Annotated in this window: 18 protein-coding genes; 7 read left to right on the top strand and 11 right to left on the bottom strand. The window is 49.7% G+C overall.

Translation table 11 applies throughout. The features are described from left to right. Nucleotides 1-318: 318 nt before the first annotated feature. Nucleotides 319-807 (top strand): translation initiation factor IF-3, encoded by a 489-nt coding sequence (gene infC, locus L6H65_RS21395; RefSeq protein WP_236344791.1) that lies wholly within the window; start codon nucleotides 319-321, stop codon nucleotides 805-807. A 71-nt stretch (nucleotides 808-878) separates the two neighbouring features. On the opposite strand, the gene thpR is transcribed toward infC, so the two are convergent. The 6 genes from thpR to L6H65_RS21365 form a co-directional block, all read right to left on the bottom strand. Next, a complete protein-coding gene (gene thpR, locus L6H65_RS21390; RefSeq protein ID WP_236344789.1) occupies nucleotides 879-1469 on the bottom strand; it encodes an RNA 2',3'-cyclic phosphodiesterase in 591 nt (196 codons plus the stop codon). A 107-nt stretch (nucleotides 1470-1576) separates the two neighbouring features. Beyond that, a complete protein-coding gene (locus L6H65_RS21385) occupies nucleotides 1577-2860 on the bottom strand; it encodes a glycoside hydrolase family 18 protein (protein ID WP_236344787.1) in 1284 nt (427 codons plus the stop codon). A gap of 128 nt (nucleotides 2861-2988) precedes the next feature. After that, on the bottom strand, nucleotides 2989-3681 hold the full coding sequence (locus tag L6H65_RS21380) for a PspA/IM30 family protein (protein WP_236344785.1): 693 nt from the start codon (nucleotides 3679-3681) through the stop codon (nucleotides 2989-2991). Nucleotides 3682-3694: 13 nt separating this feature from the next. Further along, on the bottom strand, nucleotides 3695-3940 hold the full coding sequence (locus L6H65_RS21375) for a PspC domain-containing protein (protein ID WP_236344783.1): 246 nt from the start codon (nucleotides 3938-3940) through the stop codon (nucleotides 3695-3697). A gap of 440 nt (nucleotides 3941-4380) precedes the next feature. Next, nucleotides 4381-4995, bottom strand: a complete 615-nt coding sequence (locus L6H65_RS21370; protein WP_236344781.1) for a PH domain-containing protein — start codon at nucleotides 4993-4995, stop codon at nucleotides 4381-4383. Between the two features lie 168 nt (nucleotides 4996-5163). Then, nucleotides 5164-6390: an S-layer homology domain-containing protein gene (locus L6H65_RS21365; RefSeq protein ID WP_236344780.1), complete on the bottom strand. Its 1227-nt coding sequence runs from the start codon at nucleotides 6388-6390 to the stop codon at nucleotides 5164-5166. 390 nt (nucleotides 6391-6780) lie between these two features. Between L6H65_RS21365 and L6H65_RS21360 the strand changes: the two genes are divergently transcribed. The 6 genes from L6H65_RS21360 (at nucleotide 6781) to L6H65_RS21335 (ending at nucleotide 10570) form a co-directional block, all read left to right on the top strand. Then, nucleotides 6781-6981, top strand: a complete 201-nt coding sequence (locus tag L6H65_RS21360) for a cold-shock protein (protein WP_072330115.1) — start codon at nucleotides 6781-6783, stop codon at nucleotides 6979-6981. A 79-nt stretch (nucleotides 6982-7060) separates the two neighbouring features. Next, nucleotides 7061-7288, top strand: coding sequence for a cold-shock protein (locus tag L6H65_RS21355; protein ID WP_236344779.1), 228 nt, complete (start codon nucleotides 7061-7063; stop codon nucleotides 7286-7288). Between the two features lie 387 nt (nucleotides 7289-7675). Continuing rightward, nucleotides 7676-8263, top strand: a complete 588-nt coding sequence (locus L6H65_RS21350; RefSeq protein ID WP_236344778.1) for a guanylate kinase — start codon at nucleotides 7676-7678, stop codon at nucleotides 8261-8263. 82 nt (nucleotides 8264-8345) lie between these two features. Further along, a complete protein-coding gene (locus tag L6H65_RS21345) occupies nucleotides 8346-9227 on the top strand; it encodes a sugar phosphate isomerase/epimerase family protein (RefSeq protein ID WP_236344777.1) in 882 nt (293 codons plus the stop codon). A 39-nt stretch (nucleotides 9228-9266) separates the two neighbouring features. Continuing rightward, nucleotides 9267-9755: a glutathione peroxidase gene (locus tag L6H65_RS21340; protein WP_236344776.1), complete on the top strand. Its 489-nt coding sequence runs from the start codon at nucleotides 9267-9269 to the stop codon at nucleotides 9753-9755. Between the two features lie 131 nt (nucleotides 9756-9886). Further along, on the top strand, nucleotides 9887-10570 hold the full coding sequence (locus L6H65_RS21335; protein ID WP_236344774.1) for a queuosine precursor transporter: 684 nt from the start codon (nucleotides 9887-9889) through the stop codon (nucleotides 10568-10570). Nucleotides 10571-10658: 88 nt separating this feature from the next. Here the strand turns inward: L6H65_RS21335 and L6H65_RS21330 are convergent, their stop codons facing one another. The 5 genes from L6H65_RS21330 to pelF form a co-directional block, all read right to left on the bottom strand. Continuing rightward, entirely contained in the window at nucleotides 10659-11339 is a 681-nt protein-coding gene (locus L6H65_RS21330; RefSeq protein ID WP_236344772.1) for a DUF4956 domain-containing protein, read from the bottom strand. Between the two features lie 81 nt (nucleotides 11340-11420). Then, nucleotides 11421-12128 (bottom strand): polyphosphate polymerase domain-containing protein, encoded by a 708-nt coding sequence (locus L6H65_RS21325; RefSeq protein ID WP_236344770.1) that lies wholly within the window; start codon nucleotides 12126-12128, stop codon nucleotides 11421-11423. A 15-nt stretch (nucleotides 12129-12143) separates the two neighbouring features. Continuing rightward, nucleotides 12144-13862: a CotH kinase family protein gene (locus tag L6H65_RS21320; RefSeq protein WP_236344768.1), complete on the bottom strand. Its 1719-nt coding sequence runs from the start codon at nucleotides 13860-13862 to the stop codon at nucleotides 12144-12146. Between the two features lie 42 nt (nucleotides 13863-13904). Next, nucleotides 13905-15299: an exopolysaccharide Pel transporter PelG gene (gene pelG, locus L6H65_RS21315; RefSeq protein ID WP_236344766.1), complete on the bottom strand. Its 1395-nt coding sequence runs from the start codon at nucleotides 15297-15299 to the stop codon at nucleotides 13905-13907. Beyond that, nucleotides 15274-16725, bottom strand: coding sequence for a GT4 family glycosyltransferase PelF (gene pelF / locus L6H65_RS21310; protein ID WP_236344763.1), 1452 nt, complete (start codon nucleotides 16723-16725; stop codon nucleotides 15274-15276). The genes pelG and pelF overlap by 26 nt, the downstream gene beginning before the upstream one ends. Nucleotides 16726-16727: the final 2 nt, after the last annotated feature.

The following is a 16727-nucleotide window of genomic DNA, read 5'->3' as shown; positions in this document are numbered from 1 at the left end:
ACCGATTAATCTCATGAACTGCATAAGTCATGTATGAATCTCTCCTATGTAATTATTTGTATGATTATTAATATTATACAAAACAAGGATTGAGGTATATAGAGTAGTCAGAGGTGAGGTTATTAGGAGCCATCGTTATTGTTAATTATTTGCGGTTCAGTCTTTGAACGAAGCCCTTTAGCAGTGATAGATTTGATTGTGGATTAGTATGGGTGCTGTTTCCTCGTTCTCCCTGTAATCGTAGATGTGGATTCGGGAACTATCGCATGTTATTCTAAGATCACCCTTGTATCGCAGGGAATTCGGAGGTAAACGACAATGATCATGAATGAAAAAATCAAAGCATCTGAGGTTCTGTTGACAGGATTAAATGGTGAGAAAATGGGGATCGTATCGCGTGATGAAGCACTTGCGCTGGCAAGGGAATTAAAGGTAGATCTCGTCTGCACCTCTCTCATGAGCAGTCCGCCCCCATGCAAGCTGATCGGCCGGGGAACGGCCAAGCAGGAAGCGCAGAATGAGAAGCGAGCGGAACGGAAGAAGGAACAGCCGCTCAAGGTGAAGGAGATCCGACTTACTCCCCATATAGAAGAGCATGACTATGACACCAAGCATCGACAAGCGGAGAAGCTGTTGACCTCAGGCAATGCGGTACAGCTCGTTGTGAAGATTCAGGGGAAGGAAGGACAGCGAGCCAAGGAGCTGCTTGAGAGAATGGTGAAGGAGCTTGCTTCGTGCGGGAAGAAGGAAACAGGCATCCAAGTCAGCGGCAAACAAGCGGCTGTGCGCGTGAACCCGCTGGACTAGGAATGGCCTCAGCCGTATGGAAAAGCTCGATGCGACGGCTGCTTGTTTGACCAAGGGACCATAACGGTATGCTATAGGAGTGGCAAACGTTGCAGTTCCGTATACAGCGGAGGCGGCTGGTTCAAGCTGCTGCTGTACAGAGCGATATCTTGGACTGACCAGCCTGGAATTTCGCCGTCCGGCGCAGACGAGGGTACAGTGAAATGCTCCAGCAGCCCATGGTCGAAGGGAACGTTTCCATTATAATTCCGCGCCAGTGTAATATGGGGATGGTAGGGACGATCCTCAGCTTTATACCCAAGGGGTGCAAGGACGGAAGCGAGTGCCTGCTGAAGCGCATGTAGCGGGCCAAGCTCGCCGCTAATACCGACCCACAGAACGCTGGGATTATCGGGACGGCCAAATAGACGCAGGCGCTCCAGCTTCAGCTCAAACGACTCCGGGCTGGTGGCGATACCGCTGCGCAAAGCGTTCGTAATAGCATCAATCTGCTGGGATGGCGTATTGCCGAGAAACTGCAGAGTGATATGAAGATCACTGGAATGGACCCACTTGCGAAACGGCAGCTCCAGCCGAAGCTCCTCGCTCCAGTCGGATAGCATCCGCTGCAGACCTAGCGGCAGCGGTAAAGCGATAAACAGCCGAATTGATGTATCCGTCATGGCGGCGAAATCTCCTTCTTATGGGTGGTATGCTAGTACCTGATCTCGCAAATAGCCGATCGGGTACTAGCATACCACAAGGTCGAGGCGGTTAAACATTGCTCATATTAACGTTTCACTACATGAAAGTTATCCTCGATTAACAGCCAATTTTGGGGAAAGCTAAGCCCCAGCTTCCAATAGCTGACCCCGCGCAAGCCCAACTCCTTCAACAGATTGAACTTTGCTTGTATCGAGCGCGCGTCCTCGAACCAGACGACATGCTCCTTGCCGCCCGTCCAGTAATGGAAGAACGGTGCTTGTGCCGTTGCATCGTATTGTATGGCAGCATTGTTCGTTCTAGCGAGTTCAATCGCTCTTTGCGGACTGATCGCTCGCGCATAAGGGCCTCCTGGAACGTAGGGCAAGGTCCAGTCATAGCCATACAAATTTTGTCCCATCATAATTTTTGAAGCGGGCATTTCACTGATTGCATATTCCAGCACATCGCGGACAGGGCCGATCGGGGAGACCGCCATCGGCGGCCCGCCGCTATAACCCCATTCATAGGTCATAATTACGACAAAATCAGCAATCTCTCCATGAGCCTTATAATCATGCGCAGAATACCAGGGTCCGGTCTGAGCGGCACTTGTTTTGGGAGCGAGAGCTGTAGACATCTGCATTCCTTCCTGATGGATGAGATGTACGGCTTTGCGCAGAAATTGGTTGTAAGCTTCCTTGTCATCCGGACTTATATGCTCCAGATCAAAGTGAATATCCCGGAAGTGCAGCTGCTTGGCAGTTCTGATGATTTCATCCAGCAGCCGGTTCTGAATGGCTTCGTCATTCAGGATCAGATGTCCAATCTCTTCACTGAATTGTTCATTTTCGAGATTCGTAATGACCATCATAAGAATGACGCCGTTCTCATCGGCGATTGTCCCGAAGTCATCGAGAAGCGGAGGCTGCAGTGTTCCATCCCGATTAATGCGGAAGCTTGAGGGGGCGAGGTAAGTCAGCAATGGAGCTGCTTCTCTGGCCGCTTGGGTCAGCGCCGGTGATACGGTATCGCCTCTTGGCTCTATGTAGGCGATAATTTCCGCATCTCGTTTTGGCTTGGGCGGGATATACAGCCTTGTGCCTGTTACTAAGGGAGAGTTTGCGGACAATTGATTAACAGAAACGAGCGTGCGGACGCTAATGCCGAATCTCTGGGCGATGAGGAACAGGCTGTCACCAGGCTGAACCCAGTAATATTGGCCGACAATGGGGATTACAAGCGCCTGTCCGATGACCAATGTATTGGTGGGGACAATCTCGTTCGCTTCTGCGATGACCTCAATTGGAATACCGTAAGCCTGCGAAAGCCGATATAAAGAATCACCGGACTGAATAACATGAATTTGCAAAATATTCACCTCCTTAATAGTTGCGCAGCATCGCATAGATAGCTCCACTACAATCTATTCGGAGGTTCCGTAATGAATGTCGCAGAAGGCAAAAAAGAGGAGCAGGCTAAGAACCTGCTCCTCCATGTTTATTGTGCCGGCAGACGTTTGCGAAGCAGCTCCAGCTGCTCATCGACGAGTGCCGCTTGTGTAGGATGAAGCCCGGCAGCTTCATTCTCCTTCGAAGGGTAAGCACCGCTGGAACCTGCGAATGGCCGGTTTGCAACCTCAACTTGGGCTTCCCATTGCATAATTTTATCTTCCATCCGCTGGAATCCTTGCGACGCTGAGCCGCCGTCAAGCCGACAGCCGAAGCTAGGCATAGAAGTTCTTGCTTTGGCGGCAGTCGCTTGTGCGCGAGCCGATAGTTCGTCGCGTTTCTTCTGCATCACGTCCAGCTCTGCCTTGGCCTCCTCCAGACGCTGGGCCAGCTCGCTGCACCGCAGCCGGGCGCTTTCGCTCCAGGCCTCGCTCTCACGGGCTTTCTCTGCGTATTGAAGCTTGATAGCGAGCAGCTCTCTTGCCAGTGCTTCTTGCTCGGATGACATCGCTTCAAGCGCTCTTGCTTCACTCTGTTCCGCAAGCTTGTTGTATTCATCAGCTTGCAGGCGAAGGTGCTTAGCTGCTGCTTCCTGCTTGAGAATCTCGGTCTGGATGGAATCGATATCGTTCTTCATTGTGCGTACATAGTGGTTCATCATCATCGTGGGATCTTCGAGCTTATCCAGCAGCTCATTAGTTGCTGCTTTAGTCATGTCAATCAATCTTGTTAATACGCCCATCTTTCATCCACTCCTAGTATCGATTTTGGTAAAACTCATTGTAACGGTATGGGTTGCCTGCTGTAAGATCATCAATCGGGGCCTTGGGCACGATAAAGCTTGCTGCAAGGTAGATCAGAAATGCGGAGCCGAAGCTGAAAATCGCGATGACGACAAGCAGCAGCCTTACAATCGTAGGATCAACACCGAGCATTTCACCAACGCCGCCGCACAAACCGGTCAGCTTTCTGTCTGTTCTCGAAAGGTACAATTTTTTCACAAGAGAGTCTCCCTTCTTCTATCGGTAATCGATTGCTTGTTAAAGTGAATCGTTGCGTGTTCTCGCTTATAACTACATTCTAACGGTGAATAGATGTCTTCAGAACAGTCCCGCGACCGTATTTTATGCTGGGCTTTAGGCGGGGAGCATCTAAGACCCGAGGCCATGGCAGCATGCAAACCAGCGTGCAGAATCAGCGTGGACCAGCGTGCAGAAGCAGGGTGCAGAAGCAATTAGTATGAAGAAGCAGCGTGTGCCGAACCAGCGTGCCGAGCCAGCACGCAAGCCAACATGCAAGCCAGAGTGCATGAGAGTGCATGCAGGTGTCAAGCATAGCAGCCGCTCTGCATTGCACGCGCAGCAAAAAAAGAACCTCCCGCTTCGCGGTTTGCGCGGAGCGGAAAGTTCTGAGAGGCGGCAGACTTAATATTGGCTGTTGCCTACTGGTTAATATATTTTTCGAAAGTTTCTCCGAAATCACTTGCCTTGAATTGATTATGCGTGTTGGCGAGCCAGTTGAAGGCAGATTCGTTCAAGGCGTCGAACTGTGCAACGAGATTGGCGTCGATTTTGGCGATTTTGCCGAGCGCGGTGGTGGCCATGTCGATGCTTTGTCTTGAGAACCCCAGCGCAATTTCATTTTCATGCATAATCTCGGCTATTTTGAGAAGCGCCTTGTACAAGTCCTTCACTTCTTCTATATGCTTCTTATGAATATCGATGCTCAGGGATACTGGTCCAATGGTGAACTTGATCTCGACATCAAGATCGACGGTTCCGGCTGTTTCCAGCGACACATTCATAATTTTGTTCATATTATACGGATAGCGGCGAAGTGTACGCTTCTTGCTGATCGCGCTGACCCCGTCCAGATGAATGAGTGCAAGATTCGTAAAGCAGTATTCGTCAGCCTTGGATTTGATCAGAAAATAAATCTTCTCGTTGTCCTCATGCATGACATAATCGTCAGAGTCCACCTTGTCGTAATCCGCTGGCTTGATAACCGAGCCCACATCGCTTAAACCGAGCAAATCGGCTGTTACTCTTCCAAACATGTGATCATTCCCCTCTTATGCGGTTCAGTTAATGAAATCTACTCCATTATAATATAAACAGCGAATGCACACGGCTTTTTTACACAAATTAATCCTTATAAGCATGTCTTGTGTCGAGCGCTAAATACGGTATTGTGCAGATCCGATCCGAGCCCAAGAAGAAGGACCTTACTTTTTCTTTGCTATCGAGAAAATAACGGTCTTGGTTGCAGCGTCTACCTGGATGTTCACATTGTTGTCCCCGATGATGACCGAGGTCGAATCTGTCTTCTTGCCAGCTTCTACACTAGCACAGATCCCGCTGAACGTCTGATGGAAGGTGGAAGCGTTATAACCGAACAAATGATTGGCGAACAGCTGGATCGCCTCTTGATTGCGTGCTAATGTTCCCGTGCGCAGATGGATTGTAATGCCATAGGTGTTGTACTGGGGATCGAGCCATAAAGCAGCTTCCTCAGAAGCGCCTGATTGCTTCGCAAGGACGAGATCCTTCTCCTCCTGATCCTTGAATAGACGAAGAGTCGTTTCGAACAGATCATGGTTGGAGCCGCGCAATTGTCCTGCCTTCCCTAGCGTCTCGTAGGCGTCCCACATGTGCTGATCCGGGAACACGACGATTTTTTTGCCTCCGCCAAGAGTGGGTACGGTGCGCTCCAGCTTCTCTGGCGATACCTTCATGGCTATGCGCTTGGTCTTGTCGGTGAGACGATTGAGAATGACGAGTGATTCTGCACGGGTCACTGTCTGGCCTACACCAAAGTAACCGCTAGGATAGCCTTGCATAATGCCTTTCACCAACGATTCCGCGATAAATTTCTGCTCGCGTTCAGAGGCGCTTCGGAGGTCGCCATACGTTTGCGCAATACTCTGGCTGAACTGCGAGTCTTCAAGGAATTCCGTTTCCTGAAGGGTATAATACAGAATTTCGGCTACATTCTCACGTGTCATATCGGCTTGAAAATCATTGTAGCGGGACCTGTTCAGCAGATGCAGATCGCTTGCCACATCGATGTATGGCTTGGCCCAATATCCAGCCGTGCTTGCTTTAAAGTCGAAGTAGCGGTAGTCCTGCTTCAGAATCGCTTGATTCTCGGCGCTCAAGGATTGAAGGAAGGAAGAGTTCCAACTGCGGTCCCCATTCTGATGAAGGTCTGAATAGGACAAAATAAGCATTTTTATAAATTGATCTACCTTCACCGGCTCCTGCGGACGGAAGGTTCCATCCGGATAACCGTCAAGTATGCCGCGCTGAACCATCTCTTCAATTGTCTTCACCGCCCAATGGGATTGAACATCGGTGAAGGATTTGCTTGCTTCCCCCTGCGCGAAGCCGGTATTTCCGACTGCTGCCCATAGCATAATACAGATTGCTGTCATCCATGTGATCCGTTTCATCGTTATCCCCCTGATATGCATCTACAATTAAATTCTACCTTGTCTAGATAACCATAAATAAGTCGAAATGAGAAAGGTCAATATAACTATTGTCTCAACAGTCTTATAGTCTTGCTTATGCGGCGCTCTGTAACGGGACTTTAGTAGTGGTCGTCACGCGGCTAAGTGCTGGGCAAGATATCATCACTAACAATTGAAGGAAGCGGGTAAGGAAATATTGCTATTCGAAGTGTAATGTGGTATGCTGTTCAAAACGGAATTGAACCTGAATTCACATTTTGTAAAGGGTTGCTGTTTTGTTCATAGGAAGGAACCTTTTCCAATATGTGAATTTTTATTTCGTAAAGAATAAAGAAAACACATGTAAATTAAATTTTGGAGGTAATACAAATGCAAACAGGTACAGTGAAATGGTTTAACGCAGAAAAAGGCTTTGGCTTCATCGAAGTTGAAGGCGGCAACGATGTATTCGTACACTTCAGCGCAATCACAGGCGAAGGATTCAAAACGTTGGACGAAGGACAACGCGTAGAATTCAACGTGGTACAAGGCAACCGCGGACCACAAGCTGAGAACGTTGTAAAGCTGTAGTATATCGTTTAAAAAACGCCCTTAACTCTTGTTAAGGGCTTGTTTTTTTGGGCAAGATAGGAAGGAAGGGGGCTTGTCGATGTACTCACGGAAAAAGTCTTTTGAGGAAATTCCTGAAGAACTGACGGCAATTTGGTCTTGCTCTAATGAAGGTTGCAATAGCTGGATGAGGGACAATTTTGCATTCGAAACTGTGCCAACATGTCGACAGTGCTCTTCTCCGATGGTCAGCAGTACGAAGATGCTGCCCCTGCTTGTGAATACGAACAGCAATCAAAAAACGCTCAAAAAGGGTGTGCAGATCTGACCGATCTGTACGGAGCTCTTGGGAAGCGGCATGCAAGTACGCCAAGGGGCTGTCCCAACAGGGCATACCCGAGTGGGTAATCCCATAATATGTACAAAAGAACCTTCAACACCGCTATTAAAGTGGAGTTGAAGGTTCTTTCGCACTCCATAAGATGTATAAAGGGAAAGCCCATAGGTTGTCATCTGCCCGTGATCAGCGGGGGTGAGAATGTAATTTACTGCGATATCCCGCGAGAACAGACGATACCGCTAGAAATAATAAATTTTTCTTAATAAAATGGTGATTTATTGATGAATATCATGGAATTAGGTATAATAAGGCTTATAGGTATGCAGGCCCCATCGTTATAGACGCGCGATATATGCGAATTAGGAGGTTGTGAGAATGGTAGAACTCAAGGATCGGGAACTTATCTTCGTATTCACCGGACCAGACGGCTCCGGACGCAAGACAATAGCGGACAGTGTGGGCTCGACATTGGGTATTTCCAAAGTATTATCCTATGCAACGCGCAAGCCGAGGCCTGGTGAAGCCAATGGGCAGGACTATCATTTTATATCCTCTGAGCTGTATGAGCAGTTTCATGCCGGCGGCGAATTTGTAGAGAGCGTCACGATCAATAACAACCAATACGGCTTAAGAGACAAGGATGTCGCACAGAGCTTTGAGAATAATGGCTGCATATACCTCATTTTGAATCCTGAGGGCGCGGAAATTTTGAAGCGCATGTACGGAGATCATGTTATCCGTTTATTCATCTATGCTGACCGTAACACGGTTGAGAAACGTCAGCGCGACGAAGGTCTTAGCGAGGAAGTTATTGCTGCGCATCTGAGTCACTATGAGAGTGATATGGACTATCAATCCCAATGTGAGCATGCTTATGAGAACTATGATCTGGCGCATACGATATTTGATATCAGCAATAGGCTGGAAGGTTACTTGAAACGTAACCTGGTGGAACGAGATTAGCCAGAATGGAGCCCGCACTCTAACAGGAGACGCGGGCTTTTGTCGTTCAGGGGATAGAAGAAGGAAGGAGATGATCGTCTCGATGGCGAGGCTGCGAAATAAAATTGGTGTTATTGTAGACAGCTTTCAATGCGGGGTTCAAGCGGGCCTGCAGAAGGCGAAGGAGGTCGGAGCCGACGGGGTGCAGATCTATGCTGTGGCTGGCGAGATGGCCCCCGTTAATTTGACGTCTGCAAGGAGGCGAGAGCTGCGTGAGCAGATTCAGGGAATGGGACTCGAAATATCGGCCCTCTGCGGTGACCTTGGCGGACACGGATTTCAAGATCGGTTGGCAAATCCGGGCAAGATAGAAAGGTCGAAGCGAATCCTTGAGCTGGCTGTCGAGCTCGGGACAACGATTGTGACGACCCATATCGGCATTGTGCCGCAGGATGCTAACAGCGCCATCTATGAGGCGATGCAGGAAGCCTGTGAGGAGCTTGGGCGGTATGCCAGGAGCATGAATGCCTATTTTGCTGTGGAAACGGGGCCTGAGACTGCTGCGCATCTGAGAAGCTTTCTCCAGACGCTTGGCACGAACGGAGTGTCGGTTAACTTTGATCCTGCCAACATGGTGATGGTCACGGGAGATGACCCTGCTGGCGGCGTGCATCTGCTCAAGGATTATATTGTGCATACACATGTGAAGGATGGCAGACGGCTTCAGGCGGTCGATCCTAAGGGGGTATACGGCTATTTGGGCTACGAGCCGATGAGCCATGCGCATATTGCCGAGCAGGCGGAGAGAGGCGCTGACTTTGAGGAGCTGCCGCTTGGCGAGGGCGATGTGGATTTCGATCGTTATTTTGCAGCGCTGCAGGAGATCGGGTATAAGGGCTATCTAACGATTGAACGTGAGGTGGGCGTTCAGCCGGAGCTGGATATAGCCAGAGCGGTTGATTTCATCAAGGGCTATCGCGCGTAAGAGAGGTTTCGTTGTACAATTCATAAGGAGGTGATCGTGATGAGCGTCTATGATTTCAGTGTGCAGACCATTCGGGGAGAGCAGAAACCGCTGGCAGATTACAAGGGGCAGGTGCTGCTCATTGTTAATACGGCATCCAAATGCGGATTCGCCCCGCAGTTCGATGAGCTTCAAGAGCTCTATGAGAGGTATAAGGATCGCGGTTTTACGGTGCTGGCATTTCCGAGCAATCAATTCCGGGAGCAGGAGCCAGGAAGCAATGATGAGGTGGAGCAGGTATGCAAGCTCAACTTTGGCGTCAGCTTCCCGCTGTTCGCCAAGATTGATGTGAATGGAGCGGGTGCTGAGCCATTGTACACGTACTTGAAGAAGGAGCGCGGCGGCATGTTCGGTTCGTCGATCAAATGGAATTTCACCAAATTCCTCATTGATAGCGAGGGCAGGGTTGTGAAGCGGTATTCCCCGACGACAAAGCCGACAAAATTCGAGAGAAGGATTGTGGAGCTGCTGGATGAAGCGAATCGATAATGCGTGAACCCCTTGAGGTTATATGTCATATGCCCGGGCAGGCTGTGATATAATGATAAACGCTCCGCCATGAGTGGAGCCGCGGTTCGCAAACTCCCGCGTTATCAAAACTAAGGAGGTTTTATTTAAGCGTGGTTAATTTTTTATGGGGTGCATTGTTCGTTCTGGTAAATTTCTCGTTATTCCTTATTTGCTATCGCGCTTTCGGCAAGACCGGCTTATATGCGTGGGTAGGCGTGGCGACTGTGCTGGCCAACGTTCAAGTGGTGAAGACCATCGACATGTTCGGTTTTGTCATGACGCTCGGCAACACGATGTACGGCACGATCTATCTGGCTTCTGACCTGCTGAACGAGAAGTACGGGGAGAAGGCGGCGAAGAAGGCCGTGTGGTTCGGCTTCTTCACTTTAACCATGATGATCATCGTGATGCAAATGGCTGTCATGTTCGAGCCGCAGCCCCATGATCTGGGCCATTCGTCGCTGCAGACGATATTCGGCCTTGTACCGCAGATTGCGCTTGGAAGCTTGACGGCTTACTTCGTCAGCCAATTCCTTGATGTGCGCATCTATACCATTTTGAAGCGGTTATTTCCCGAGCGCAACCAGCTCTGGATTCGCAACAATGGCAGCACGGCCATCAGCCAGCTGGTGGATTCGCTTATCTTCTGCGGGATTGCGTTCGCAGGACAGTATACATTCGATGTATGGCTGGAGATTTTCATAACAACGTATATCATTAAATTCATTATTTCAGCAGCATCCACACCCGTCATCTACGCCGCTAGAAACTTCAAGTTCAAAGCGGAAGAGTGATTGCGGCGCCCTCATTGGCGGATGCCTGCTTGCGGCATAGAAAAGGGATGGACACGGATCAAGCATCCGGGTTCCATCCCTTTTGTCATTATTGCGCGTAATCGCCGTTGTAGCTGACCACGACGACGTCCTGCACGCCATCGGTTGCTGATAAGGCGTTGGCAATAGATAAGTTATCGCCCTTCATCTTGATTTCTACGGTTAGCTCGATGCCGGTCTTGCGTATAGTCTTGGACTTCAGAACGGACTGGATCTTCCGCATCTGGCGTTTGACATCTTCTTCGGCACGCTCTTCATAATGGATAATGATGAGATAAGGAGACCCGTTGTCCTTGCGTTTGGAGAGCACCCATATTGTAGCGCCCACTACAAGGGAGCCAACCACAGCTATGGGGTAGATTTTCGCCCCGCAGGCGATACCTGCCGATACAGACCAGAACATATAGATGATGTCCATGGGGTCCTTGACCGCCGTGCGGAAACGGACGATACTGAGAGCGCCGACCATCCCGAGCGACAGAACGATATTCGTGCTGATCGTCATAATAATGAGTGTAGTAATAATGGTCATCAGGACGAAGGTCATGTTGTAATTGTGGCTGTAGACGACGCCGCGATAGCATTTGCGATAGATCCAATAGATGAAAATTCCGACCGACAGCGAGATAAGCAGTCCCCAGAACATGTCCACATAAGACAAGCTGTTGAATGATTCCAGATTAAGCGCACTCTTCTTGAAAATATCCTTGAAATTAAATAAGTCTTCCATATCGTTCTCCTCTGCTGCAACTGATAGAGCGGTAGTACGCACCGCAGTTTAGTTGATATTGAACTTCCACAGGCTCTAAATCTAGCTCAAATATACCTTCTGCCGCTCTTTGCACAGGACATACTTAGAGATTGTCGTTCTTTGATGGGCGCTCATCTGCAGCAATGACTGGATGGAAGCGGGCAGGTACTGATTGAATTTGACCTCCAGAATTCGGCGTGGTCCGTCAACGGCCCGCCATGTCGCAAGCTCCTTGTTGAACAAATCGAAGGAATGCATGCCAGAGGCGAGCTCCTTGTCGAACGTAATTCGCGTATCGGAATACTTCTCGATATAGGCTTCGCGCACATAGTCAACGATAACGGAGGGCTTCATAGCGCCGCGCTTCATATCCTGGTAGAAATCATCGAGCAGCTGTGCTTTGCCCTCGCGCAGCCCCTCGATATCGCCGGCGAGCAGCCGATCTACCTGCTCGCGTGTCAGGCTGACCGATTCCTTGGCGACATAGTCGTTATACTTGCTCTTCCGCTCAAGCTTGATGATATGGTCACTGATATTGTAGATGCGAATGCGGTACTTTTTCCGCTGGAAAACGCCATCGTTTTTCAATATTAGAGCGCTCTCGTGGATATCGTCAAAATATAAGCTGCGGATGTGGTAGCCTTCATCGCTCAAGGAATTTTTGTCTATCGGCAGCAGCTGCTTAATTCGCTGACGCAGTCCTTCATATTCGGTTGGCGATACATAATATTTCTGTTCATGCCGAAGTCGCTTGCCGTTGAATTCCATTTCTGCGATTCTCCTTTACTCCACGAAAAACTGACGGATACCGTGGTAATCGTTGTTATTCTCGTCCTCATAGCTATCGAATGCTTTCATCTCGTTCCCTTTGCTGTCGGATACGACGACACGCCAATAGTATCGGCCTTTAGCGATGTCCTTGAGTGTCAGTGAAGTCGTTTGAAGATTCTTTTGTGATGCCAGAGGTTTAAGGAATGAGGGCTCCTTAGCCAATTGGAACGAATAGCTGAGCTCATCGCCCTGCAAATCATAGGACATGTCCCAGTTGAAGGTCAGTTCCCTCCCTGCCTGCTTCACTTCACCCAAGAAGATCGGCATCGGCTTCTCAAGATTGGCCAGGTAGCGCTTCTCATTGACAGCGGTCAGTCCAATGATGCGCTCCAGCTCTGCCTCATAAGCGCTAACCGGTCCCGGCAAATACTCGATGTCAGGCTGGCGCTGAATGAATGGCTTGACGATTTCCTTGTAGGATTCGATCATTTCACGGGTATTGTCTGGATTGATGATCTCGGTCAGATCGCTAATCTTCTTGGTCAAGTCCTCCACATTGGCTGGATTCTTGAAAAATCGCTTCTGCAGAATGCTTCCCCAGAAGTTGGACAATCCCGTCTGCCAATCCGCTCTGCTGTTGGGCTCCTCGCCATACTGCTCATGGAAGCCCCAACCGCCGTCATAATCCCACGGGAGAAAATAAAACTTCTCCGAATTCAAGGGTGAATACAGCATATAGTTCTGCGTAATCGTGTCCATGTTATCCATCAGAATGTTGACCGCCATCCAGGTGAGGAAATTATCGCGGTCAAAATATCGGTCGAATACTTGATCTGCATCAAGACTCAGATTATTGAGGTCATCGAGCATTTGAAGCAGCTTGGTATGATTGGTGTCTCCTTTGGGCTCCAGTACGGAATCGAATGCCGCTTCGTCGAAGGTTGGATCTGTTGCAAGCTTGAGCTTGTCCGGGTAGCGCAGAAATTCAAAGTTGGCAGCTTTGTAAAGATGTCCGTAAGGATCAAGGCCATGTGCTCTCAGGAAGGATTTATTCGGCTGCTCGATCTGGGTGTATAGGCCGTAATCTGCGAATTCAGTGGATATGCTTCCATTCGTCAAATCCTTCACATGCAAATTAACGAATTGTGTCCGCAGGCTTGTGAAATCCGGAATGGTCTTGAAGTAATCAAAGCTCAGTTTATTCCGAATGCGCGAGAAATCGTAAGCATGCTTAATGAGATTGACGGTTTGCTGCTCGCGCCACTTGCCGCTATTTTTGGACAAGTCCACTTTATATGATTTTTGTGGCGCTTTAAGCGTTGATTTGCCCCGCAGCGATATGACGGCATTGGGGTAGATCGATCCGAAGCCCAGCATGCCTGCTCTAGGCCCTTCCTGGTCGCCTTCCTGAAGGATAATATCCATCTTCTTGGCTTCGCCGGAAGGTGCTGCAAGCGATATCCGATTCAGCTCTGCCCACTCTATGGGCTCCTCTGCAGTCAGATTGCTGTCTGTAACGGTAATATACAGATGTGCAATGGAGTCAGCCTTGTCATCCTTGTAGATCATGCGATTCTCCGTCAATTTGGGCGAATACAGGATGGGAGCAACAACCTCTGTCTCGGGCAGGTTGTTGTTGGATGACGGCATACAGGCGGTGGCTGAGAGCATGGCGGCAAACAAGGTTGAGGCCAGTGCGGCAGCCCGCAGTTTCGTACTATAGCGCTTCATAAGCATACTCCTGTTTCTTAAAAGTAGATGATTCCTGAATGATTATTCTTGATTGCGAACGACTAATGGCTGGGCGCTGAAGGTTACATAATGGAGCGTTTTAATTCGGTAAAGCAATCGCCATAGCGCTGCAATTAATACAGGGAATGATGCGGCAAACAAGGACAAGCCTTGAAACTCTTCACCTCGGAACAGCAGAGAGAAGATGATGTTCAGGGCAAGGAAAGCGGCGGAGATGGTCAAAGCGCCGCGCCGATCATCAAAGTAGAGCAGCAGCAGCAGCAGGATACTGACCATCACATAAGCATAGAAGGCCATCACCAGTATGTTGAAGGTGTCCACCTGCTGCGCGGTAAAGCCGATATAAGGCAAGAATTGCACACCGCAAGCGATGGAGAAAATGGAGAAGGCAAGCTGGATGCCCATCAGCTTCGCGAGCTCTGAAATAAGGGTCTGCTCCATCTCCTTGCGCGATCGATCGATATCCGAGATGGTTCCATGTCCAAGTATATAGTCATAATACATTCGGAATTTGGGATAGAAGGTTGTCTCTACCGAGACGACGAACCAGACAAGTGTCGGCAGAATGGACAGAATCGCATAATAGACGGACACGTCATACATCGGTGAAACCCGGAAGGTATGAGTGCCTCCAGCCCATTCGCCGTTCATGAGCCACTGTGCGATTTGATGCTCAAACATGCCGAGGCCTGTGAACAGGCCGATTGCCAGCAAGGACGGGTAACGGCGCAGATCGCGCAGGAAGCCCATGGAAGGCGATTGCGTCGGCGTCCGGAAGAAACGCTCAATCTGCCACAGCAGCATGCATGCTGTTACGATGAAACCCAGAGCCATCGCGACGAGCATGTACAACGCTGTTGCAAGGCCAAGCTGAATCAGCAAATAGATCACGCCAACAGCAATGAACATTCCAATGAAGAAGGCAAGTGCCACCTGCCGATAGGCCTTCATCGCGGATATGAATATAACTTCAATCCAAATGATCGTCAGCGACATATAAAGCATAATGAGCGCAACCTTGAAGCCTGGTGTCAAATCGCTGAAAATGAGAAGGGCCAAGGCCGGTATCGCTGCAAGGATTAGAGTTGCCTGCAATCCGCCATAGAAGATAGGCAGGAGCGCGTCATAATCGCGGTTGTACAGTCGATCCGACAGGGAACGCGTCAGGAATAGCGAGACGGGTGAAGTAATCATGAACGAGAATGCAAAGGCATAAGATGTGCTCGCCTGATACAACTCACGCTCCAGAAAGGGAGTCTCGCCGCCAGTCATCAGCAGGAAGACGGCTGCCATTCCAACCATACAGCAGATCATGGGCCCAACGGTGACGAGAGAGGCATACATGACCGCCTTGATTCGGCTGCTTAGGCTCTCGCGGCCGAATAACCCTTTAAGTTGAAAGCCTATGCCTGCCAATCGGTTGCTCTCCTTTCGCAAATAAGCTGTGATAAAGGGCGTCGTAACGGGTAATGAACATGTCATGGGTATATTCTGCCGACATGCGTTGCTTGCCGTTGCTGCCCAGTTCCATGCGAAGCTTGTCATTGCGGCATAACGATATAATGGCCGCTGCCAGCTCCTCTTCATTCATGACAGGAGCGACAAAGCCGGCGGGTCCGAAGCTGTCGTCGCGTCCGTGCAGCAGCTCGCGGCAGCTGCCAACATCGGTCGTGACACATGGCTTGCCTGCTGCCAACGCCTCCAGAATAGCAAGGGGCTGGCCTTCGCTAATGCTCGTAAGTACGATGACGTCCATTTTGCCAATATAGGACTTGATGTTGACGCTCCCCGTGAAATGAATGTCCTTCGCATCGAGCAGCTTAAGCAGCTCCAGGCATTCCTCGTAATATTCCATATCATCATCATAGGGTCCCATTATGGTGAAGACGGCTTGCGGCAGCTCACGCTTCACAAGCGCGAAGCAGGCGAGCATCGTCTTAATATCCTTGATCGGCACCACACGGACAATTGCGCCGATATGAATCTCGGGATCATCCGGTCCTTTGGCAGGCAGGCCTTCGTAATCGGAGACGCGAACACCGTTAGGAATGATCGTAATTTTGTCTGCGGGACATCCAAGCTCGATCTCAATCTCCTGATTGCGCTTGAACAAGGTGATCACCTCATCCGCACAATTGTAGGCGCAATGGGACAAGCCGTAGAAGAACTGAATCCATATATCCTTGAAATAGCCCTTCACCCAGTCTGCTTTAATAATCTCTTCCTCACGCTCACGGGAGTAGATGCCGTGCTCTGTCAGCAGCATCGGCTTGCCATAACGCTCCTTGCCGAAGCTGGCAATTACACCGGCATAACCCGTGGATACCGCATGGTAGATGTCAGCCTCGGGAATCGGTTCGCGAAGCAGCTGCATGAGCGGAAGCAGCATGGAACGGACGGTCCAGAACATTTCGCGAAAGGGAAGCTGCTCATAACGCTCGCGGCACAGCTCGCTTAATACGTCGAAATAATCATGGCTCATCAGAAACTCTGTCGGTGTCTTCCAACGCTGGTCCCGGAGCAGTTGGAACAGCTTCTGCCAGTCTGTGCCGGGATCGCCGGCAATGAGCAATTGCAGCGCTTGCCGCTCCTGGGCGGACAAATGGAAGGAGCGGCCCCAGCAATCCTCCTCTCGCAGGTAAACATCGAGGAAGGATTCTTTGACCTCTACTACATTATCGAGCATCGTATATTTGAAGTTTCCGCGGTTGCGTTCCTCTGCGCCAATGGCATAGATAATAAATTGATGCTGGGGCATCGAGGTTATCAGTGAATGAATCCAGCTTGAGACCCCTCCTGTAACATAGGGGTATGAGCCCTCGGCCACGATACAGATTTTCATGC

Origin of the sequence: Paenibacillus plantiphilus, from assembly GCF_927798095.1 — a bacterium.
In the GTDB taxonomy this organism is placed as follows: Bacteria; Bacillota; Bacilli; order Paenibacillales; family Paenibacillaceae; genus Paenibacillus_Z; species Paenibacillus_Z plantiphilus.
The sequence above is the reverse complement of the archived record's forward strand: the minus strand, read 5'-3'. Positions and strand labels throughout refer to the sequence as shown.